This is a genomic window from Planktothrix pseudagardhii (assembly GCF_904830925.1).
GTDB classification, from domain to species: Bacteria; Cyanobacteriota; Cyanobacteriia; order Cyanobacteriales; family Microcoleaceae; genus Planktothrix; species Planktothrix tepida.
Genome location: NZ_LR882967.1, coordinates 2,216,224 through 2,237,902, shown reverse-complemented (window position 1 = coordinate 2,237,902; position 21,679 = coordinate 2,216,224). Strand labels below are relative to the sequence as shown.

Here is a 21,679-nt window from a genome sequence, read left to right as displayed (position 1 = left end):
ATTTTATCCTAAATCGGGTAAGCTACCATCGATTTTATGGGCTTGAACTGGAGAAGTGTCATTGAGTTTATTATGGATTATTTCAACTAAATGTTGAGTTTCTGCGGTTATTTGTTGCTCATTCAGCGTAACCATTTTGTCAATAACGGCTAGATAATTTTCTCCTTTTCGACCTAATAAAAAATAAGTATTCATACTACCTTTCCCTTTAATTGAAATTAAACCTCGTTTAACGACAACATATTTTTTCGGTAAAAGATGATAAGTATCTTCACTTATTTGAATATGTCCTGCTAACCCATGAGATTCCATCCGAGACGCAATATTAACCGTATCTCCCCATAAATCATACAAGAATTTTTTAATCCCAATCACACCCGCAACAACAGGGCCACTATGAATTCCAATTCGCACACTAAAGGCTTTATGATGGGTTTGATTAAATTCCAGAATTGCAGTTTGCATATCTAATGCCATATCTGCGATCGCAATTGCATGATCAGACCGAGGATCAGGCAATCCCCCCACCACCATATAAGCATCTCCAATGGTTTTAATTTTTTCTAATCCATATTTTTCTGTTAATCGATCAAAACTGGAGAATAATTCATTCAGTAAATTGACTAAAGAAATCGGACTTAAGGAAGATGAAATTTGGGTAAATCCAACAATATCGGCAAATAAAACAGTTACTTGTCCAAAATGTTCAGCAATCGTTTTTGTTTCTTGTTTCAGACGATTTGCAATCGGTTCGGGTAAAATATTTAAGAGTAAGCGTTCTGTTTGTTTCTGTTGATAACGCAGTGCAACTTCTGCCAATTTTCGTTTAATAAACTGACCTAACTGACTACCAATGGCGGTCATAGTTTGCATTAATTCTGGATCAGGCGAAGTTGTTTCTTGACTGAAAAAAGCCATCACTCCTAAGACATCTTTTCCATCTTGAATAGGGAATCCAAAAGCCGTCTGTAGCCCTAGTTCTTGAGCAATATGATGATGAGGAGATCCTTCATCAATCATCAAATCTTCACTCCACTGAGCAAATCCACTTCCCCAAATTTGACCCGGTAAACCCATATTCAGATCTAAGGTTATATTTTCATACAGCTTTTCAATTTTTGATAATTCAATCATGGGTTTTGCCCAGACTTCAAGACACTGAAGTTTCGGGTTAATTGACTTTACTTTAAAAGCAGACTCTTGAGCCAGTTCATTCTCTAACATTAACAGATCTGCTGAAAAAGGTTCTAACATCCAAACTTCGCCTAAAACCCATCCCCAACTTTCACAAATTGAGCATAAAATTTGCAGAAAAGCTTCATGAATATTGGCGGCTTCTGATAGAATTCGAGAAATTTGGTATTGAGTAAAAATTCTTTGTTGAGCACGTTTTCGAGCCGTGACATCCCGCCCTACATAAATAAAATCAAGGCTATCATCCGTATCAGTTGTTAGAGTTGAAATTGAAAATTCTAAGATGATTAGACCCCCATGTTTCTTTTTACAACTTAATTCCAAATTCTTAAATAGAAAGTCTTCTTTTTTAAGGAAAGATTCGGTCAAATACTCTTTTAAAGCCGTGTCATCTTCCAGAAAATCAAAGATAGGATTATTAATTAAATCCGATTGATTATATCCTAACAATGATAAAGTAGCCAGATTGACTTTTTTAATCATACCCTGTTGATTGGTAACAATTAAAATATCCTCCATTGAGGTAATAATTCGGTCAATATATTGTTGAGAATGAGAATAAGCATTTAACAACAACCGAGATTCATTGGTTTCTTGAACTAATGCTTGTTCTAACTGCATTTGTTGTGTAACATTCTCAAAAAGGATCATTAATTCAGGGATATGTTTACCTTGGATTGAAACGCCTAAAAAGTACATATTAAAATAAATTAATTCACTGTCCGGGATTTGTCGGCTCATGGAATTCAATTCAAAATAATCTTGATCCCCCTGGATAATGGCATCAATGATCTCCTCGGTTCCAAACAGTTCAGGAAAATAAGATTGAACGTTTTCTCCGATTACAATCGATGCAGCATCTTCCGCAAGCCGAACAACTCCTGGAGAAAACTCTTTAATGCTCAAGTCTGGATTGACAATCAAGTAATCCATTTGACGAAGAGTTAAAAACTGTTTAAATAAATTATCCATAATCCCTGAATGACTTCAATAAAGTTATTCTTTTTCTCAAATCTTAGCGTTAGATCACACTATTTTGGGGTAGATGCAATCGAATGAAAGGTACAATTAGGGAGAGGCTATACAAATGCAATTTCGGCCATTTTGTTTAGCTTGATATAAAGCTTGATCAGCCGTGTGAATGACAATTTGAGGGGTTAAATGTTCGATAGGAATTAACGTCGCTACTCCAATACTCATTGTGACATAATTACTGACCTGGGATTCCTGATGGGGAATTTGCAAGGCTTCCACCTGTTCTCGAATTTTTTCTGCAACCTGAATGGCTTCTGAAGTCTGGGTATTGGGTAAAATTACAGCAAATTCCTCCCCTCCATAACGAGCCACTAAATCGCTACTTCGTTGAACAATATTCTGTAAAATCTGAGCGACTTCCTGTAAACAAAAATCCCCCGCTAAATGTCCATAGCTATCATTGTATTGTTTAAAATAATCAATATCGAGTAAAAGCAACGATAAAGGTGCTCCTTCTCGTCTCAATCGATTCCATTCTTGATAAAGTATCCGATCAAAATGACGACGATTGGCTAGACCTGTTAATCCATCCTGAATCACTAACTGTTGTAATCCTTGATAAGCAATTTGTAATTGTTCATAAAGTTCAGCTTGTTGCAACGCAATAGCAATTTGGGTTGCTAATTCCTCTAATAAGTTAATTTCCCAGACTTCCCAATGGCGAGGTTGATAGCATTGATGCGCCATTAATAACCCCCAAAGTTGATTGGTGGAATTAGACTCTTGAGACGAGTCATAAATTAGAATCGGTACAACTAAACTCGCTTTAACTTTTAATTGAAGTAAAGAATAGAGATAGGGGAAATTAATAGGAACTAAGTAAACATCATCAATTGCATCGATTTTTCCAGAGTTAAAATAAGATAATAAAAGAAAATTAAAATCTGGGGTTAAAATAGATGGATTCAGATGTGGGATAGAAGAATTGATGACGGTTTCAGCGATTATTCGTCCTTCTGTTGGGGTGAAAAATCGATAAATTAAAACTCGATCAACCTGTAAAAAATGAAGAATTTCTCCGACGATTGTTTGTAAAGTTTCTTGTAAGCTTAAAGATTGATGAATGCGTTGGGTAATCGTTTTTAAAAGCCGATCACGTTCTCCTTGTTGACGTAACTGAAGTTCCACCCGTTTCTGTTCCGTCATATCTCGACCGATCCAAACAAATTCTTGATTTTCAGAAATATCAAAATTGAGGGAGGAACAAGAAAATGAGATCGGAAAAGACGTTCCAGTTTTAGCTTTACAGAGAATTTTTATCGGATTTAATAAATGAAAAGAAGCTAAGAATTCTGATTCTTTAAAATTATGGGTAATTTTTTCATCTTCAAATAATTTAAAAATAGAGTGTTGAATTAATTCTTCTTGGGAATAGTTAAATAAAACAATGGTTGCTCTATTAATAATTTTAATAATTCCCTGATTATCTGTTACAATCAACAAATCAGTCATAGAATTAATGATTTGATTTAGATAGGTTTTAGTCTTATCTAAAGCACTTAAAGCCAATCCATATTCTTTCGCAACTTGAGTAATTTTTTGTTGTTTTAAAAACCCATCTGTTGTATCTTCAAAGATAATTAATAATTCTTCACGATTGAGAGAAATTTCAGGATTATTTAAAACATAAATATCAAAATAGATAATTTCTTCCTCTCTCAAACCGCGACAGATTCCTTTAATTTCAAATTGATTAATTTGATGATTAATAATTTTCTTAAAGGTTTCTTCTAATCCAATTAACTCAGGAAAAGCATCACAGACATCTTCTCCAGATCGCACTTGCTCTGGACAATCTGCAAATCTGGCGACACCCCAAGATAATTCGACAATCCTAAGCTCTGAATTCATGGTCAAATATTCAATGTTTTTAGGCGCTAAGATTTTTTTTAACAGTGTGTTCATAACTTATCCCAGAACAAATGTAAAACTAAATTTTATGGTTTATGACGCTAGAAATTTCTGAGAAAGTTGGTAAAAAATTGTATCAACATGATCCCCGGTTTTGGCGGAGGTTTGATAGCTGGCTAAAATTTGTCCACATTGCTTAAAATCAGGAGCGAGTTTAACAATTCGTTCCAGTTCAGTTGAGTCAACCAAATCAATTTTATTAAACGCAATGACCATAAATCCTTTCGGATTGACTGATAAAAATAAGTCAATATGTTCCGAGAGCCGTTCTACCGTTTCCTGACGGGTCACATCTGCAACAATGACTGTACCGCTTGCTCCTTGTAAATAACTGGGGGCGATCGCTTTAAATTTAGTATGCCCTTCAATATCCCAAATTAACAATTGTACAGTTCCCGTTTTTTCAGGATTCAGGGCTACGATCTCAACAGCTTTGCGAGAAATTTTAACTCCCACCGTAGACAAATATTGATCACTAAATTGGCGATCCACAAATCTGCGAATCAAACTGGTTTTTCCGACTCCAAAATCACCGACTAAGCAAATTTTTTTAGAAATCATGGTTTCAGGGGTTTATTATCTTTTGATTGTAAGGGTATTATCTCAAACAAAACGGTTTGACTCAACCAAGGTTCCTGATTCTCATCTACTCCCCCAGGATATTCTATTTTTCCGACCGCTTCCAGCCTTCGTCGATCAATCCCTAAATCCTCCAAAATATTTTGAACGGTTTGAGCCCGTTTTACGGCCAACTGATCATTTTTACCAGCGTTTTCCTGTTGATGACTATAACCAATAATTTGTAATTTGAGATCAGGGTATCGCTTTAAATATTGAGCCAGAGGGACAAGTTTACCGCGTAAATCTTTCAAGATTAATTCAGCCGAATTCACCTTAAAATAAATCCGAGTCGGAATCGGAAGGGGTTGTACAACCAGATTGGCAACGACAGAATCTACCCCCTCAATTTTCTCAAAGGCTTGGGTGATTTTCTGGATATCTTCAGCTTTAATTACTTTTCCTTTCAAGGTAACTTGAGAGCTTTGATAATCAGCCGAAATAGAAATCCCACTGATTTGATTCAGCAATATTACCATTTGCTTAACTTCGCTGGCAACTTTAACCGGATCGGGAGGAAGTTTAACTGCAATAATTCGATTCTCAATTTGAAAATTAGGAGCCGTTTGTTGAACGATCGCTTTCGCTTTATCTTTCAATCTAGCCGTCGGAACTTTCCCTTCTAATTCTAGTATTTTTCCCTGCACTTGAACGGATAAAGGATAAATCGCTAACTCAGGTTCTGATCCTAATTTTGTCGTTAATGTAGCTTCTAATTGGCGCAAATTCATCTGGCGGTATTGATAAATTCCCAAAGAAATTAAAATCAAACTTAGTACCACTGCGCCACCAATTAAAAGAGTGGTTGGCTTTTGATAAACTTTTATATCAGTTCCAAACCGCATTAAAGCTTCAAGCTGGCACGGAATTCCATCAGGAACTGAATCGGGATCGCCTTCAAACTCTTCAATCGGCTGACTATATTTGACAATTAAAGTCGTCATCGTTTGGCGGATTTTTTTAATAAATTCTTTGGGGGGTTCTCCTTTTACTACAATTGCTAAATAACAATATCCAGCGACTTCGATAATAATTTTAGAATCCCCATACTCAATTTCATTCAGTTCTGAGACTTCACCCGTTTTTACAATACAATCATTCACAAAACTGCGAATTGCCGTTAACATTCCACCGATCATTTCGGCTTCAAGTTGTTGATCGGGTTGTTGCATTTGAGCAATGACTAAACCGGAACCTTTATGAATTAAAAATACCGCTTGCACGATAAAATTACTCACTTCCATTAAAATCAGTTCCGCTTCCGATACCCCTTGAACTTTCGATTGAATTTTCCGTTTGATTCCTTGCATACTCAAAGCACTATTTACTTTGTCATTAATATCTTTAATGGCTTCCCCTAAATAGCGGCTAATCGTACTCCCAATCACCGGATACAACGCATCCACCATTGAATCTCGTTCTAAACTAATTTGTTCTTTAATTGTCCGACCCATCATCGGTGCTAAAGCTTCGGCAATTTCATTGCGATCAATTCTAATTTGTTCTCGAATAGCCGCCCCAATTTCTGGCCCAATCGCTTGAGCAATTTCTTTAGGAGAATCCTGAATTTGTTTTTTAATCGCTTCAGGAATTAAATCCGCAATAGCAGCACTCATCGCCATTCGATCCGTTTGACCTTTTCCTCGAATCACTTCATCAATAATTGGAATAAAAGCTTGAATAAGCTCCTCTTTGGATTCATTAACTTTTAAATTTAAAAGTTGACCAATACTGGGAAGCAACAGTTCAATTAATTTTTGCGGTTCATAAATTTGGATTTCAATGCGATTGAGTTGCTGTGTAATCCGGTCTACCAGTTCTCGCACTTCCGGTAATTCCGATCCTAACAGTTGATTTTTCAATTCTTCTAAATCATCCGTTAAGTTAGAGCCAAACATTAACTCTTGTAATTGCTCTAAGGGATCATCAGGATTAGAAGCTTTTTTGATCTCTGAGGGTTTGGATACTTTTAATTCCGTATTTTGGGAATTCTGTTGAAGCGAAGGTTGATCTAAATTAAAGGCTTTTAATAAAGGTTCAAGAGCTTTTAAATCAAGAAGATCAGAAGGATCATCTTCTTCAATTTTCTCCCGATTAGATGAAACAATTTCAGGAATTTCCTCGGTTGATTTTAGCTCAACAGAAGCTTCTAAATTTTGAGAGGGTGTTGAGGAAGGAATTGAAGGGAAATTCTCTTCTATTTTGCTTACGGAATAGTCAATGTCCATTGCCGCAGAAGGAGGTTTTTCCAATAAGGGAAGGAGTCGCAAAACCCCATCATCTTCTGGCGTTGAAGGTTGAAAAGGCACAGGACGAATCGATGGATTTGAGTTAAGAAACTCAGGCTCAGAGACTACAGAATCAACCGTTAAGGGGGTGGGGAATGGTTCTGGGTCTAGGGGTAATATTGAGGGAGAAGGAGGAGATTTAGACTCATGACTCAGGTTTAAATCTAGTAATAAATTGATCAACGATGCTAGAGGATCACCCTCAACAGCATCGGATGAATTCTGTTGAGAGGTTATCCCCTGTTGTTGATCAATAGAGCTTAAATTATCCTGAGAAGAGGTCATAGTTTTGACCGAATTTAGAATTTAAAAGTGGTGATGTTCAGGAAGTGCAAAACTTCCATTGGCTTGATCATCGGCGGCTTGTTTGATCGCCGGGACAAATTCAGTTCCTTTTAATCTCATCCCAACTTCAAATAGCACTTCAGCCATATCATCGCGGGAGACTTTGACTTCTGTTAATAGAGAAAAGCGTCGCTCCAGTTCTTCTAATACTTGGTTTTTAAGATTGCGAACCTCCTCTTGTAATTGATCACGAGTTTGTCCTAATTCTTCGCGTAGAGAATTAGTTTGTTGATCTAAAGCTTCATCTAACGCTTCAATACTGCTGGAAAATTTGCGGTTGAGTCGATCGGTTTGTTGTCGCAGATCTGTTAATTCTTCCTGGGAATTTAAGGTCAGAATTTTGATTTTTTTATCTAAATTTTCTACAGAGGACTTGATTTCTGACGTTAAAACCGTTTTCAGTTGTTCAACACGATCTTGGATATCTTGTTGTAGAGTTGCGAGATCTGACTCCATTTTTTCAAACCGACCGTTATAGTCTCGGAGTTGAGATCCAAAGATAATATCACGGATTTGGTCGATATTGCCTAAACGCTCTCGCATTTCTTCTTTCGTGATTTCAGCCATGTTTACGTCCTCTAGATTCGGTTTTCTTTCATCAGCAAAGTTTTGATGTCCTACTTTAGATTGAAGTTAGGCTACAATTTTGGTTACAACTGAGCACGCCCTAGTCTGTAGGGGGTCTGACCCCTCTATTCATTCCCAGTTTTCGGACAATCTTCGAGTTTAGATGTCCTGGATTTGAGGTATCCAAAGATACTCAGAAAGATTAATTTTATTTTGAGCGTTAAATTGAATTCCTTCTGCTTCTAAAAGCGATCGCTGAAGAAAATCTGTACCTTTACGCCACAAGGAATGGGAAATTTCTCCTTTTGCATTAATAACTCGATGCCAAGGAATATCGGAAGTTTCTAAAGGAATTTTATATAAAGCATAACCGACTAAACGCGCCTGCTGACCTAAATTAGCGAGTTCTGCAATCTGTCCATAGGTCGCAACTTTTCCCCAAGGAATTTGAGAGACAATGGCATAGATTTGCTCATACTTTGACATATTTCTACTCCCAGTTCCCTATTCCCTGTTCCCTGATCACTAAGTTATCTCGATGAACCACTGTTTCTGCACCTTCATACCCTAAAATTTCAGGAATTTTATCCGAATGCAAACCCTTGATTTTTTGTAATTCTCCACGATTATAATTAACTAAACCCCTAGCAATTTCCTGTCCTTCTAAATCACAAATTTGTACCGAATCCTGAACCGTAAATTCTCCATCAATTTTCGTGATTCCTGCCGCTAATAGAGATTTCCCCCGTTGAGAAATTGCTTTAACAGCCCCTGCATCTAAATACAGTTTACCCAGTGGAATTAATACATTAGCAATCCAATGTTTTCGAGCATTAACAGGTCGAATTTGGGGTTCAAATTGAGTCCCAATGGCTTCCCCTTGCAGGATTTTTTCTAAATTTTGGGGGTATTTTCCCTCTGTAATCACCGTTCTCACCCCTGATCCCGTAGCAATTCTGGCTGCTTCAATTTTCGTAATCATCCCTCCCGTTCCCCACCCACTGCGAGAATCTCCCGTTTGCACTTGAAATTCTTCCAATTGTTTCATACTGGTGATTAAACTAATGGGTTGAGCATTGGGATTTTCACGCGGGTCGGCTGAATATAATTGATCAACATCTGTTAATAAAAATAACCAATCCGCCTCTACTAAACTCGCAACTAATGCCGAAAGAGTATCATTATCCCCAAATTTTAGTTCATCAACGGCAACGGTATCATTTTCATTAACAATGGGAATAACGCCTAATTTTAACAATTGTTGAAACGTATTATAAACATTCACATAACCGTTACGTTGAACTAAATCTCCCCGTGTCAGCAGGACTTGAGCAATGGGTTGTTGGAGGGAACTAAATAAATCATCATAAACGCGCATCAACCGACCTTGACCCACGGCGGCTACCGCTTGTTTTAAAGCAATAGTGCGGGGACGTTCGGTTAATCCTAAGCGATCGCGTCCCACTCCGACCGCACCGGAAGAAACCAAAACCACTCGATACCCCTGATATCGTAACCGAGTCAAGGTTTCGACTAAGGTTGCCAACGTCGATAACGCTAAATGTCCAGTTGTAGCCTGGGTTAAACTCGATGTACCAATTTTGATAACAAGGGTTTGAGACATAAAGGGTGTTGACGGTTGACAGTTGACGGTTAATGACTCACCGTAAAACGCCAACCCCCCCAAAGCAGGGAAGGCTGGCGTTTTACACAGGAATTTAAGATTTTATCAAATTAGGGTCTTTATATAAGCTGACCCGATTTGTTATTAAGTCATTATCATGATCCCATAAAACTTTAACCCGTTGAAATTTCATAATCTTTTCTTTAGATTTTAAGTTATTTTGGTTACAGAAAAAACCGATTGCCGTTTGAATCAGTGCAGGGTTGCCCCTAGCATTTTGGAGAGCCACACTTCAATATTACGAACAGAATTAGCTGGAGGCATCATGGTGGGATCAACCATCGGCTCTACCAGGATTGTAAACATTCCTAAACGGTTTCCCGCCAAAACATCTGTAAATAAGCGATCGCCCACCATTGCCACCTGTTCTACGGGTAAATCCATCGCTTCAACGGCTCGCTTGAGTTTCCGACGAGAAGGTTTACCAGCGCCACTAATGTAGGGCAAATTTAACGTTTCAGCAATACTACCAATCCGAGCTTGGCTAATATTGTTACTCACCAACCATAGACAAGTATGAGGTTTGAGGGTATCGATCCAACCTTTAAGATGTTCAGACACGGACTTTTCCGTAATCGGAACTAAGGTTTCATCCACATCTAGCACCATTCCTTTAATTTGGTGCTGTTCTAATAGATCCGCCGTCAAATGGACAACGCAATCTCCCAAAACTAAATCAGGTTGTAAGAGTTTCCCCCAAGACATAATAATTATAAAATTTTAGCCCCTTGATTTTAACCGAAAACGAGGTGACTTGGCTGCATCCTCCCTAAAAGAGTTTTCGTTAGAGGCTGTAGGGGGCAGAGCAATCATCAAGCTGCGATCAGAAATTTCCACCTCCGCGCGATTTCGTCCCCACTGTTCTAAGCCGACTACAATCGTACTGGAAAGAATTGCGCCTTTTGTTAAACGGGGATCAATTTTGCCTTCCGCAATTAACCGTTCAAAAATGGTTTTGAACGGAACATAAACATCCTGAAACGGTAGATTTTCTAAAGGTAAATTACAATCTGAAGATCGATCCACCGTAAACTTTAAATCCTTCGGTGTCACATTCCATAATTCCCCACTCACATGAAGTTGAGCTAAAGAATATTCCAGCACTTTTGGCTCACGAAGTAATTCGGGTAATGTTGAAGGTTTACCCTCATGAACCCCATAATCCATTAAATTAACCGATACGCCAAATCCTTGATGATGTTGTAAATTATAAAAGGTCATATCCGTATGTACACGGATTTTGCGGTATAAGTCCGACGATTTATCGCCAAAGCACACCTTAGCCCGTAGCTTTAAACGTACACCATCTACCCACTCATACAAGGGAGTTGTAGCTCGATTTCGGTGATCTAATCCCCCATAAGTCCCCCGATAGGTTTTCAGGTTTTCTTGCAGTCCAATATAAAAACTCCCATAACCAGCAGGAATTTGAGACAAACTTAAACTGTCATTGATTAGATAAGCGGAGGGACTACCCCCGACACCGTGATTTCTCCAGTAAAAAAAGTAAGGACAGCGACCTTGAACCGGAGGAGTGCCAACAGGTTCAGACGGGTTAGCTTCCATTAAAATTCGATTGGTCGGGGCGTTGGGATTTTCAGCTTCATTGGGAATACAACTTAACTTTCCCGTTGGCCCTACTTTTTCCTGGTGACTAAATGAGCCATAGGCTAAGGTATAAAATCCAGCACGATTAGCAATAGCATCGTAACATTTGCCACCAATACCATCAGGACAACGCTCAAAGTAAACAGGACTATGGGGATAATATCCCGCCACTCGGCGAATTTTTAAACCGGCATCCCAACCCCAAGGAATTAAAGCAGATGGGGGAGTAGGAGTCTGCTGAGAGTGAAGAACTGGAATTTGACCAGAGGATAACGGAATTAAAGAATTCTGCACCACTGGTGAAACCGTAGATAACCCAAACAACATAGCCCAATAGAGGCTTTTTATTTTGGCTAAAAACTTAAGTTTGGGAGTAAAAAAATAATAACCAGAGCGCACGTTCTTTTAGAGTCAGGAGATTGATTAAAAAACAGTAAGTCTTTTTTTCTAAAAAGAGAGGATTTTGCTAAATTCAACTCTCTTATTGAGAAGAAAGATTGCGTTCAACTTCAGCAATTGCTGCTTGATGTTCCGCTTCTGTTCGACTGAAAATATGGGTTCCGTCGTAACGTGCCATAAAGTAGAGATAATCGGTTTTTTCAGGGTTAAGTGTTGCTTTTAAACTCGCTAAACCCGGACTTGCGATCGCCGTTGGCGGTAAACCCACATTAATATAAGTATTGTAGGGAGACGGCGTTTCCACCTGTTTAAAGGTTAGGGGTTGATCAACGGTTTGACGAATTCCCAAAGCATATTCTACCGTCGGATCAGAAGCGAGTTGAATTCCCTTTTGCAAACGGTTGTGAAACACCCCGGAAATGCGATTTCGTTCTTCAGCGACAACGGCTTCTTTCTCCACAATACTCGCGAGTGTCACCCATTCATTCAAATCCAAATTCAGTTGGGATTTCGCTTGTTGATAGATCGGTAAAGCCGATTCTTGAAACCGATCTAACATCTGACGAATGATGACTTGGGGTGTCACTTCAGCCGATTCCACTTGATAAGTATCGGGAAACAAAAAGCCTTCTAATAAAGGTAAATTTTGAGGGAGCCAAGGATAATCTTGATAGGGAATTTGACGACTCGCTGCGATAAATTCCTGCGCCGAGAAAAATCCCTGTTGTTCAAAATATTCCGCCATTTGCTGAATTGACCAGCCTTCTGGAATCGTGAAACTAAGCGTCATCACTTCCCCATTCCAGATTTTAGAAGCGACTTCACTCAAGGATTGAGTTGGAGCCAGAGAATAGCTTCCGGCTTTAAAATCTCCTTGAGGATCTTTGAAGATTAACCACCGTGCCCACAGTCTCCAAGCCAAATCGGAACGAATTAATCCGGCTGCTTTCAAATCTTCCCCAATTTGCTGGCTTGATGTTCCAGGGGGAATCAGGATTTTCACACTGTTTCCACCCCCACTGGAGGATCTCACCTGTTCTTCACTTTGAGGAGCCGCACTTGCCCAACTCCACCACATCCAACCTTGCCATCCGAAGAATCCCCAGATTATCGGTAGAATAAGAAGATAAAAAAAACCTTTAGAAAACCGTTTCAAAGTTTGTCTATTTTGAGGTTTCTTTTGTTTTGTTTTTGCAATTTCCAAATTGCCACTCCCAAATCAAAACTCGATTTTACCTTCTACTGAAACCCTGCCCATCTCCCTCTGAGGAGATATTTATTATTAAGGGGTATACCTAGACCTGAATCAGTTACTCCAAAGCATCAAAAAGTTGATCTTCAATCAGGGGTAACAAAGGTTCTAACTTTTGAAATTCTTCCGGGGAAAGTTGTTTATATTCTCCCTGTTCATTGGTTTTAGCTAGAATAAAGAACGGATCGGCTGGGGTATAAATTCCGTATTCTTGCTCTTCGTGATAGAAACTAGCTAACCACAGGAGTTCCTCAAATTCTTCTTGGTCAGGTTGAGAAGAATCGAGATCAGCATTAGATTCTCCTTCTTCAGGAAAATCTGGTAATTCTCCTTCTACAGTTAGGGTAATTCCTGTGCGTTTGAGATCTAAATTGTGTTCTGCTAAAACAGCTTTAGCCGTTTTAAAAATTTTGTTAATTTCTGCTTCTGATTCTACAGGAACAGCAGATTCATCATCATCTTCTTCGTCATTCCAAGTTAAGATTTCGATGGGCGTGTCCACAGGAAGAAGCAATCCATACTCTTGACCTTCTAACTGAATTGAGGATTGCAAGGTGCAAACCAGCGATCGCCCCTGCTCATCGGTCAGGGTGACATAGGCTTCCTCAGAACGTCCATTATCGTTGGGAAATTTAGATGGGAGCATCATTTATACGGTACTATTTTTAGCCGCACTAAACGGCAATGGGGAGGAGTTCCCAAGGGATACGCTCAACCCTTTTCAACACCAGGATATCATCAAATTGGTTGACTATTAACGCAGCACCACCGCCAACCCCCTACTCCCCTTCTCTCCCCTTATCCCCTTATCCCCTTATCCCCTTATCCCCTTATCCCCTTGTCCCCTCATCCCCTCATCCCCTCATCCCCTCATCCCCTCATCCCCTCATCCCCTCATCCCCTCATCCCCTCATCCCCTCATCCCCTCATCCCCTCATCCCCTCATCCCCTCATCCCCTCATCCCCTCATCCCCTCATCCCCTCATCCCCTCATCCCCTCATCCCCTCATCCCCTCATCCCCTTGTCCCCTCATCCCCTCATCCCCTTGTCCCCTCATCCCCTTGTCCCCTTGTCCTCCTCTGGTCTAACCATTGTTGCAAAATCAAAGAGGCGGCTTTGCGATCAATCAGACTTTTGTTGCGAGAGGGGGAAATATTTTCTGAAATCATCAGTTGTTCGGCTTGGTAGGACGTTAGCCGTTCATCGATGTACTCTAGGGGTAACTTCAAGGCAGAAGCTAACCGTTGAGCATAGTTTTGCACCTGTTTGGCTTGAGATCCCAAGGAACCATTCAGATGGTAAGGCAACCCCACTACTAAGACTTGTACCTGTCGTTGCTGAACAAGTTCTTGAAATTGCTTAATATCTTGAGAAAAAGAACGCCGCAGGATGGTGGTGAGTCCAGTAGCAATTAAGCCTGTCCCGTCACAGCCTGCGACACCAACCCGTTTGCGGCCAATATCTAATCCCAAAGCAGAAATAAAAGCGGATTTTGTCTGTTGTTCCATTATTATTCACGGGGATCAGACGGTACATCTGAGGGCTTCTGAGTTAGATTTTTGGGGTCTAATTCTGTCCCTTCTGAGAGTCCATCCCCAGCAGAAGATTTTTGAGTAGCGGACGGATGTTGAATTGTTGGCCCTAACCAGGACATTCGGGTGGGTACAGGTTTATGGGCGGGTTGCCAACTGGGTAACACATCGGATAATTGCAATCCCTCTAAGGAAGATTTTGATTCCCGTAATTTATGCCAAACAGAGCGAGACATTAACAAAGTATGTTCTACCCGTTGTGCTCCAATTTTTTCTAAATAAGCTTCTCGTTCGGGTTGATAGTCGGCGGATGCCAGTCTCAGGGACTGGGGGCCAAATTCCTGGGCTAAATGAGCCATCTGGGATAACAGTTCGGGGTAAAGCCAGGTATAGGCAGGATGAACCGTTAACTCCGCAACGTGCGGCTGACAGCCATCACGGGATAACTGCACTTGGAAATAACCAATGGCTGCTTTACGTTGGGGTTCAAATACATAGCCACTGACTTGTTCGCTATGGCTCAACCATTGTTTGATAGCATCCACAACGGCTTGAATAAAGCTGGTTTTAAAATCTAAAATGTGCCGATCAAAGACCTGTCGCAGCAGGGGAGGCATAGAAACGGTATCAAGTTGATACAGCAGTTGAGCATCTGCATTGCTGACCGGGAGAAGGTTGGGTAAATCAGGTTGAGTGGTGGCTAAGGTTTGCAGGAGTTCCGGTTCCACAACCCAATAGGTCATGTGAGCTAAGGGTTGAAATCCATTTTGTCGATACAGTGCCATCAAACCGCTATCATTAACATTGACTTCTAATAGCCAAGTTCGCGCTTCCCACAACGTTTCAAAGCAATAGCGTAATAGTTGTGATCCAATACTACTTTGATCGTTTAACCGATCTACAAAGATACGTTCAATCCGCCAGGTACTACGACTGGTGTTAAAGGGAGATACTTTAATCATCCCTAATAGTTGACCAAACTGTTCCGCAATATAGGCGTTAAACAGGTTTTGGCAGGGGTTGGGAAACCAGCTTAAAAATTTGAGCAACCCATACCAACGTCGCAATTGTTCTAACTCGTGGCTCAAGCCTGTGTCAGAATTAGCTTGATCATCGGCTTGGCGATATAGCTGTTCAATGGCTTCTAAATCGCGGTATTGAAATTGGCGAATATTAAATTGATTTTGATTTTGGGATAGAAATAAATTCATGGGATCAAGTCGGGTAAAGGATCAGTTATCAGTTATCAATAACTGACAACTGATAACTGATAACTGATAACTGATTTTATAAAGGACGAATTAGCACCAGGGGGGTTTGCTCATCGGCATTTCCGGCGGGATTACTCCTTAAGGCTTGTTTGATCAAAGCAGTGGAAAGACCGGGGGTTGCTGCTAATATTTTAACGGCTTTTAAATCGTTCACGTCTACTATTGCTGCCCCTAACCCTGTTTCTTGTTGTAGGGTATTGACTACATTTTGGGGATCATCTGGCCCTAGGACAATAAATTGATCATAGGGGGGTAAAGTTCCGGTCACATCGTCAATCAGTCGAGCTTGTTCTCCGGCTAATTGATAAAATACTCCGGGTTTTCCTAAAAGTTTGGCTAAGGTTCCTACCACAATAGCAAATAAAACTCGTGCTGGCCCGACAACATCTACTAAAGTTTGCATTCCGCAGGCGGTGGCTAAACTAGAGGTGGGCATGAAGAAATAACAAACCCGTTTAGCAACCCATCCCGGTTTAATTTGGGTGGGGTGGAAAAATCGCCCTTGCATTAACGCAACAGGGGTTTCTCCCAAGGTAACAATATCCCCCGGTTGAGCATAGGGAAGTACATATTTTTTAATCACCTCAACGGGATGATCAATATGAGTTAATAAATGGGTACGGATGGGGTAAACTTCGGCTATCCCTTCAATAATTCGTTTATTGGGGGCTAGGGTCGGGTCTGGATATTTGAGGGGAAGGACAACGTGGCGAACTTTGGGGATGCGTCCTTCTGGCCCGTAGGTAATATAATCGACTTTCACCCAAGCTGATTGTAAAGCACTGAGGTCTTGTCCTTCAATTTCGACTAAGACTTTAATCCGGGTGGTTTTTTTGACTTTAACAATATACCCAAACCAATAATTATCCTCTCGGCTAGGGGCATCAAGATGGGCGGAAATCACTTTAATGGTGTGCTTAATACCGTCTAAACTCGCTTTAGAGAGCAGGTGAAGTTGAGCCGTGACTTCTGGCAACATAATCTCTAGGTTGGGGGTGAGATTACGGAATTCCATTTCCCCTCTCAACACATAATGGGTGGAGTCGGATAAATCCAGGTTCCACTCTCCTTGAGTTAGTTCTAGTTTATTGCCTGGACGCAGACGATATTGAATTTCTAGGGCTAATGTTCCTAAACCCAGTAAAACAAATGCGGCTGTTGTTACTAGGCTCAAACCTGCTGCCATTACACCACTTCCCCTTGTAAATGTCCGATTTGCACTTTCATCCTACCGCAGCCCGGATCTTCTACAATTGTTAAATTTAATTACAAAAATAACGGCTTACTCCCCTAAACTATTAGCAAGACTTATGCTATCGGGATCTTACGGTCAGATTCCATCCGATCTAGCGCCAAAGGGTATATTCTTATTTAAAGATTTGTAAAATTCAGAAGAGCGCTTGACGTATCTTAATACTTTCTCTAGGAGTCCCATGAAGCACAAGTCAATTGCAGAACGATTTTGCCTCACGGCTCACGTTGTATCAACGCTGTTTGGACTAGCTGGGTTATTGTTTATTCTACCCAACCCTGAACTCGTCGCGAATTTACCTCCGATGGGGATGAAATTGTTCTCCTGGGGAATGACAGCAGGAGGCATAACCTATATTGTGTTTGGGGCGGCAACACTAGCCTTATATGGGTATCGCACGTTAGGGTTAGGAACAACCTTAGCTTTTATGATTCCATCGGTCTTGTTATCCTTATCTAGTGAACTTTTAGGAACCAGTACCGGATTTCCCTTTGGTCATTATCAATATTTGAGTGGTTTAGGTTATAAAATTGCAGGGTTAGTTCCCTTCACCATTCCGTTATCTTGGTTTTATATGGGTTTAACCTGCTATTTGTTAGCCCGTGCAGGTTTAAAATTAACAATGGGAGATCGTTGGGGACGTCAATTAGCAGCTTTGGCATTAGGAGCGGTTTTACTCACCGCTTGGGATTTAGTATTAGACCCCGCCATGAGTCAAGCTCCTTTTCCCTTTTGGCAATTTCAAGAAGTCGGTGAATTTTTTGGAATGCCTTATCGAAATTTAGTCGGTTGGATGGGAACAGGCTTGGTATTCATGAGCGTTGGGGCGTTTTTATGGCGACGAACTCCCATTGCTTTATCTCGTTCTCAATTAACTGTACCCCTAATTGTTTATCTGACTAATTTCTTCTTTGGGGCAGCCATTACCGTTGTTGAATTAGATGCTCGTTTCCTCTTTCCAACGGCCTTAAGTATTTTATTTGGGGTCATTCCTGCCTTGATTTTCTGGTGGAATGCTAAACCTTCTTTAGAGACGATGGAAAGTTTATTACCCAGTGACAATATTAATCCCTCTCCCGTAGAAGTTGCTGCAAAGTAACAATTAAGATTTAAGTAGGATGGGCTTTGCCCATCTTTATTTATGGGAAAATAATTGAAGTCCAAGTCAAACTAAATTTAATGTTGAATCCAATTTTCTTAAATATTGCTAATTTTTCAAATATTAATTTCTGGTTTTTATTATTTTCAATAATATTAATCTTACAAATTCCAGCCACAATTATTATCTTATCTCGGTTATTCAAAGGAGCAATTCGAGTTCCTCCTTTACAACCTGAATCTCCCACCTTAGACCTCTTGGGAACGGTTAGTATTGTAGTTCCGACTTTGAATGAAGCAGCGCGAGTTACCCCTTGTTTAGAAGGCTTAACCCGACAAAGTTATGAAGTTCGAGAAATCTTAATTGTCGATAGCCATTCCCAAGATGGTACTCAGGATATTGTCAAACAATTTGCAGAATCTGATCCCAGATTTAGATTAGTTTTAGATGAACCATTACCGTCGGACTGGGTAGGTCGTCCTTGGGCGTTAAATACGGGTTTTTTAAATAGTTCTGAAAAAAGTGAATGGATTTTAGGTATTGATGCTGATACTCTACCGCAACCGGGTTTAGTGGCAAGTGTGGTGAAAACTGCGATCGCAAATCAATATGATTTATTATCATTATCTTGTAAATTTATTCTCAAATATCCAGGGGAATTGTGGTTACAACCTGCCCTATTAATGACCTTAGTTTATCGCTTTGGTTCACCGGATTTATCACCCCAAAAACCTGAACGAGTGATGGCAAATGGTCAATGTTTTTTATGTCGTCGTTCGGTATTAGAAAAAGTTGGGGGATATTCCAGCGCTAAAAATTCCTTTTGTGATGATGTTACCTTAGCTCGAAATATAGCTCAACAAGGATTTAAAGTTGGGTTTTTAGATGGGGCAAATGTATTAACCGTTAGAATGTATGATGGCTTAAAAGATACTTGGGAAGGTTGGGGGCGATCGCTCGATCTTAAAGATGCTTGTTCTAAGACTCAATTGTGGTCAGATTTATTCATTTTATTAGCAGTTCAAGCCTTACCGTTACCTTTATTACTGATTAATCTGTTATTTTCCTCTAGTCTATCTTTACCCCCTATTTTAAGCTCAACGTTGTTAGGATTAAATGGTTTTTTACTGTTTCTGCGGTTAATATTAACGGCTGCCATTTCGTTATCCTATGATTTCAGCCAAGCTAAACAGCCTTGGGTATTTTGGTTATCTCCCCTCGCTGATGCGGTGGCGGTATTACGATTATGGATATCTGCAACTCAAACTCAAATTCAATGGCGAGGGAGAACCTATGGAAAGAATTAAAACCTAAAAATTCATGATTAATTGTTACGTCTTTTAAAACTGTTATTAGGTATTGCTATAATAGAAATACCGAAAAAATACACTGTTTATTGGTGTAATTAAGAAAAAGCTGTTATGGAATACCAATTTGATTTTAATATTGAGAAAGGAATAGAGTCTATTCTTTACATCTTGGAGCTATTAGAGAATAAGGTTCAACCAACAATTCATCGTGTTTCTAAATTTTTATATTTTGCAGATAAGGAACACTTAGAAAAATATGGAAGATTTATTTTTGGGGATAGCTATTACGCCATGAAACATGGCCCTGTACCCAGTCAGATTTATGATTTACTGAAATTAGTGCGTGGAGATTTGTCTCCTAGCTTTCAGCCTTCGCAAGAAATATCTGAACAGGTTCTTCAGGCTTTCAAGATAATGGAAGTTTGTCTTTTGCAGAGCTTACGGAGTTAAGTCATGATCGCGCCTGGGAATCTGCGGATGAGAACGATATAATTAATGTGGAAGATATGATCAAAACCTTTGATAATTCTGTAGAACTTCTTGAACATTTGCAAAATCCACACCCCTAGGTTAGAACTTTATGCCAGCACAGTGGGAAATATTTTCCAATAGGGCGATCGCTAACAGAATCTTTTAGACAAAAACGGCGATCGCATCAAAAGACGGAAGTTCAGGCATCAAAATAATATTTTGCCCCATTATAGCGTAGTGCTATAACAGGGCAGAACATCGCTAAATCAGCGCTTGATAATAAACCATCAACGGCCAGCCAACCGTTAATCGACTCGTTCTAATTGCCAGAGAATTTGATTACCTTCTCGCCGCACTCTGGATACTTCCCAGTTGCGCCATGCCCAGTTATCTCCTCGACTGGTCACAGCGCTGGCGTTAATATCCATGAGATCGGCCAGTTCAGAACTACTGATTAAGTAGCCTTTAGTAGCAATTTCATCAGCAATATGCAGGGTTTCAATCAAATTGCGAAGTTGGTTAACCCTAACCTCGCGGGGTAGATTGTCTAATGAATCGTTAATTAGGTCAGTCATGGCAAGATCTCAGACAGCAAGATTAGAGTCTATCACACAGCATTGTATCGTTCTGCTCAAAATTAGGTTAGTTGCAAGAAAGACATTCTGAAAATAAGGATAGGAAATGAGCTATTTTTTAGCTATCACTTTATTCAACAGGTGATTGTGATTGCATCAGATGAGGAAGCAAAGTTCCATCCAGAGGGGTCTTAAACTGTTTCCTCAATTAATCCAGGCGGGGGAATAATTTCAATCCGTTTTTGCTCTAAATCCACAATGGGAACGATTTCTTTGACAAAGGGAATCAAAACGGTGGGTAGGAGTTTGGATTTACGTTTCTTTTTGGTTTTACGATGAATCTGTTCTGGGAGGGGGTCAGCAACGAGAGTGTCTGGGGCTGGAGTTGGGGAATGTAACTCCACTTCTAGTAAATCATTTCCAGCCGAAATCACATCTATGACTTTTCCAATCACTTCCGCTTTTCTTTGGTCGAATACTTCCAACCCAATTAAATCTAAAACATAAAATTCATCTTCTTCTAAATGGGGGCGATCTTGGTCTGTGATCAACAACGGACAACCTTGTAATGCTTCTGCCTGAGTTCGATCTTCAATGCCCTCGATTTCAACGACATAAATGCCCTTGCTGGGCATTAAATAGCCTCCCAAAAACTCCACAGGTTTAGGTTCGGTTTGTCCGGGGGGTAATAGCCAGCGCTGACCCGGTTCGATAAACCGTTCTGGGAAATCTGAATTGGGATAAACTCGAACTTCCCCTCTTAACCCGTGAGCCGCCACAATAGTGCCGATCTCTATCATTTTAGATAGTTCCATAAGAATTAAAAACCGCAACAGAAGAACACATCGCTACCTGATAAAATCAAAAGCAGTGGCTCATTTTTTACAACAATAAATATATTAACAACTCTAATAGAAAAACTGAAAAAAGTCAAGGATTACCGGAAAATATTGGCTCTGGCTAGTCTTCTTAATAGTCATCTAAGTTATGTAGAGGTTTTGGAACCCTGAAATTTAACACCGTTACAAAATTACTATTTCTTTAAATGTAAAGTTTTGTAATTATTTTCGACGCTTCAAAAAAAAAAGAATCAGTCAGTTATACTAAAGTTAGGAATTGTAAATGAGGATATTCTCTAACAAAACCCAAAGGCTTGTATAAAATTCCTAGAGATTGTCCTTTAGAAGCATCACCTAAACTGGGTGCGATCTCCTATAATCTTTTGACTCCTCCAGCCGAGGGGTGGGTTTTCCACTTGACAAACCTC

At 39.9% G+C, this 21,679-nt stretch carries 19 protein-coding genes; 3 read left to right on the top strand and 16 right to left on the bottom strand.

Going from position 1 to position 21,679, the window contains the following annotated elements; genetic code table 11:
- Positions 1 to 3: 3 nt before the first annotated feature.
- From NMK36_RS09430 to NMK36_RS09365, 14 genes are all read right to left on the bottom strand, one after another.
- Positions 4 to 2,166, bottom strand: a complete 2,163-nt coding sequence (locus NMK36_RS09430; protein ID WP_072722259.1) for an adenylate/guanylate cyclase domain-containing protein — start codon at positions 2,164 to 2,166, stop codon at positions 4 to 6.
- A gap of 96 nt (positions 2,167 to 2,262) precedes the next feature.
- Entirely contained in the window at positions 2,263 to 4,080 is a 1,818-nt protein-coding gene (locus tag NMK36_RS09425) for a sensor domain-containing diguanylate cyclase (RefSeq protein ID WP_254173604.1), read from the bottom strand.
- A 93-nt stretch (positions 4,081 to 4,173) separates the two neighbouring features.
- Complete coding sequence (locus tag NMK36_RS09420) at positions 4,174 to 4,701, bottom strand: Rab family GTPase (RefSeq protein WP_072722261.1); 528 nt, start codon at positions 4,699 to 4,701, stop codon at positions 4,174 to 4,176.
- Entirely contained in the window at positions 4,698 to 7,331 is a 2,634-nt protein-coding gene (locus NMK36_RS09415) for a BON domain-containing protein (RefSeq protein WP_083580194.1), read from the bottom strand. The genes NMK36_RS09420 and NMK36_RS09415 overlap by 4 nt, the downstream gene beginning before the upstream one ends.
- A 21-nt stretch (positions 7,332 to 7,352) precedes the next feature.
- The gene (locus NMK36_RS09410; RefSeq protein WP_072722262.1) at positions 7,353 to 7,958 is read right to left on the bottom strand and encodes a hypothetical protein; all 606 of its coding nucleotides are present in this window, start codon (positions 7,956 to 7,958) and stop codon (positions 7,353 to 7,355) included.
- Between the two features lie 159 nt (positions 7,959 to 8,117).
- Complete coding sequence (locus NMK36_RS09405; RefSeq protein WP_072722263.1) at positions 8,118 to 8,444, bottom strand: MGMT family protein; 327 nt, start codon at positions 8,442 to 8,444, stop codon at positions 8,118 to 8,120.
- A gap of 4 nt (positions 8,445 to 8,448) precedes the next feature.
- The gene (proB, locus tag NMK36_RS09400) at positions 8,449 to 9,582 is read right to left on the bottom strand and encodes a glutamate 5-kinase (RefSeq protein WP_072722264.1); all 1,134 of its coding nucleotides are present in this window, start codon (positions 9,580 to 9,582) and stop codon (positions 8,449 to 8,451) included.
- A 252-nt stretch (positions 9,583 to 9,834) separates the two neighbouring features.
- Positions 9,835 to 10,347: a YqeG family HAD IIIA-type phosphatase gene (locus NMK36_RS09395; protein ID WP_072722265.1), complete on the bottom strand. Its 513-nt coding sequence runs from the start codon at positions 10,345 to 10,347 to the stop codon at positions 9,835 to 9,837.
- A gap of 15 nt (positions 10,348 to 10,362) precedes the next feature.
- A complete protein-coding gene (locus NMK36_RS09390; protein ID WP_139295161.1) occupies positions 10,363 to 11,577 on the bottom strand; it encodes a hypothetical protein in 1,215 nt (404 codons plus the stop codon).
- Positions 11,578 to 11,731: 154 nt separating this feature from the next.
- Complete coding sequence (gene mltG, locus NMK36_RS09385) at positions 11,732 to 12,805, bottom strand: endolytic transglycosylase MltG (RefSeq protein ID WP_254175172.1); 1,074 nt, start codon at positions 12,803 to 12,805, stop codon at positions 11,732 to 11,734.
- Between the two features lie 154 nt (positions 12,806 to 12,959).
- Positions 12,960 to 13,547, bottom strand: a complete 588-nt coding sequence (locus NMK36_RS09380) for a DUF3727 domain-containing protein (protein ID WP_072722267.1) — start codon at positions 13,545 to 13,547, stop codon at positions 12,960 to 12,962.
- A gap of 392 nt (positions 13,548 to 13,939) precedes the next feature.
- On the bottom strand, positions 13,940 to 14,410 hold the full coding sequence (ruvX, locus tag NMK36_RS09375) for a Holliday junction resolvase RuvX (protein WP_254173603.1): 471 nt from the start codon (positions 14,408 to 14,410) through the stop codon (positions 13,940 to 13,942).
- 2 nt (positions 14,411 to 14,412) lie between these two features.
- Positions 14,413 to 15,645: a GNAT family N-acetyltransferase gene (locus NMK36_RS09370; protein ID WP_072722269.1), complete on the bottom strand. Its 1,233-nt coding sequence runs from the start codon at positions 15,643 to 15,645 to the stop codon at positions 14,413 to 14,415.
- A 76-nt stretch (positions 15,646 to 15,721) separates the two neighbouring features.
- A complete protein-coding gene (locus tag NMK36_RS09365) occupies positions 15,722 to 16,891 on the bottom strand; it encodes a F420-0:Gamma-glutamyl ligase (protein ID WP_072722270.1) in 1,170 nt (389 codons plus the stop codon).
- Positions 16,892 to 17,138: 247 nt separating this feature from the next.
- On the opposite strand from NMK36_RS09365, the gene cruF reads away from it, so the two are divergent.
- The 3 genes from cruF to NMK36_RS09350 all read left to right on the top strand — a co-directional run bounded on the left by cruF (position 17,139) and on the right by NMK36_RS09350 (position 19,816).
- Complete coding sequence (cruF, locus tag NMK36_RS09360) at positions 17,139 to 18,056, top strand: gamma-carotene 1'-hydroxylase CruF (protein ID WP_072722271.1); 918 nt, start codon at positions 17,139 to 17,141, stop codon at positions 18,054 to 18,056.
- A gap of 80 nt (positions 18,057 to 18,136) precedes the next feature.
- Positions 18,137 to 19,363, top strand: coding sequence for a 2'-O-glycosyltransferase CruG (cruG, locus tag NMK36_RS09355; RefSeq protein WP_083580195.1), 1,227 nt, complete (start codon positions 18,137 to 18,139; stop codon positions 19,361 to 19,363).
- Between the two features lie 114 nt (positions 19,364 to 19,477).
- Positions 19,478 to 19,816 carry a type II toxin-antitoxin system antitoxin SocA domain-containing protein gene (locus NMK36_RS09350; RefSeq protein WP_072722272.1) on the top strand — a complete coding sequence of 113 codons (339 nt, stop codon included), beginning with the start codon at positions 19,478 to 19,480 and terminating at the stop codon, positions 19,814 to 19,816.
- A gap of 326 nt (positions 19,817 to 20,142) precedes the next feature.
- Here the strand turns inward: NMK36_RS09350 and NMK36_RS09345 are convergent, their stop codons facing one another.
- Together NMK36_RS09345 and rimM are read right to left on the bottom strand one after the other, a co-directional pair.
- Complete coding sequence (locus NMK36_RS09345; protein ID WP_072722273.1) at positions 20,143 to 20,412, bottom strand: hypothetical protein; 270 nt, start codon at positions 20,410 to 20,412, stop codon at positions 20,143 to 20,145.
- Positions 20,413 to 20,603: 191 nt separating this feature from the next.
- Positions 20,604 to 21,227 carry a ribosome maturation factor RimM gene (gene rimM / locus NMK36_RS09340; protein ID WP_254173602.1) on the bottom strand — a complete coding sequence of 208 codons (624 nt, stop codon included), beginning with the start codon at positions 21,225 to 21,227 and terminating at the stop codon, positions 20,604 to 20,606.
- Positions 21,228 to 21,679 lie beyond the last annotated feature (452 nt).

Excerpts from the sequence above, each read along its gene's own strand:
- NMK36_RS09345 (WP_072722273.1), bottom strand. The coding sequence starts at position 20,412 with ATGACTGACCTAATTAACGATTCATTAGACAATCTACCCCGCGAGGTT.
- proB (WP_072722264.1), bottom strand. The coding sequence starts at position 9,582 with ATGTCTCAAACCCTTGTTATCAAAATTGGTACATCGAGTTTAACCCAG.
- NMK36_RS09380 (WP_072722267.1), bottom strand. The coding sequence starts at position 13,547 with ATGCTCCCATCTAAATTTCCCAACGATAATGGACGTTCTGAGGAAGCC.
- NMK36_RS09410 (WP_072722262.1), bottom strand. The coding sequence starts at position 7,958 with ATGGCTGAAATCACGAAAGAAGAAATGCGAGAGCGTTTAGGCAATATC.
- rimM (WP_254173602.1), bottom strand. The coding sequence starts at position 21,227 with ATGGAACTATCTAAAATGATAGAGATCGGCACTATTGTGGCGGCTCAC.
- NMK36_RS09420 (WP_072722261.1), bottom strand. The coding sequence starts at position 4,701 with ATGATTTCTAAAAAAATTTGCTTAGTCGGTGATTTTGGAGTCGGAAAA.
- NMK36_RS09390 (WP_139295161.1), bottom strand. The coding sequence starts at position 11,577 with ATGTTGTTTGGGTTATCTACGGTTTCACCAGTGGTGCAGAATTCTTTA.
- NMK36_RS09370 (WP_072722269.1), bottom strand. The coding sequence starts at position 15,645 with ATGAATTTATTTCTATCCCAAAATCAAAATCAATTTAATATTCGCCAA.
- cruG (WP_083580195.1), top strand. The coding sequence starts at position 18,137 with ATGTTGAATCCAATTTTCTTAAATATTGCTAATTTTTCAAATATTAAT.
- ruvX (WP_254173603.1), bottom strand. The coding sequence starts at position 14,410 with ATGGAACAACAGACAAAATCCGCTTTTATTTCTGCTTTGGGATTAGAT.
- NMK36_RS09430 (WP_072722259.1), bottom strand. The coding sequence starts at position 2,166 with ATGGATAATTTATTTAAACAGTTTTTAACTCTTCGTCAAATGGATTAC.
- NMK36_RS09350 (WP_072722272.1), top strand. The coding sequence starts at position 19,478 with ATGGAATACCAATTTGATTTTAATATTGAGAAAGGAATAGAGTCTATT.
- NMK36_RS09405 (WP_072722263.1), bottom strand. The coding sequence starts at position 8,444 with ATGTCAAAGTATGAGCAAATCTATGCCATTGTCTCTCAAATTCCTTGG.
- cruF (WP_072722271.1), top strand. The coding sequence starts at position 17,139 with ATGAAGCACAAGTCAATTGCAGAACGATTTTGCCTCACGGCTCACGTT.
- NMK36_RS09365 (WP_072722270.1), bottom strand. The coding sequence starts at position 16,891 with ATGGCAGCAGGTTTGAGCCTAGTAACAACAGCCGCATTTGTTTTACTG.
- NMK36_RS09415 (WP_083580194.1), bottom strand. The coding sequence starts at position 7,331 with ATGACCTCTTCTCAGGATAATTTAAGCTCTATTGATCAACAACAGGGG.
- NMK36_RS09395 (WP_072722265.1), bottom strand. The coding sequence starts at position 10,347 with ATGTCTTGGGGGAAACTCTTACAACCTGATTTAGTTTTGGGAGATTGC.
- NMK36_RS09425 (WP_254173604.1), bottom strand. The coding sequence starts at position 4,080 with ATGAATTCAGAGCTTAGGATTGTCGAATTATCTTGGGGTGTCGCCAGA.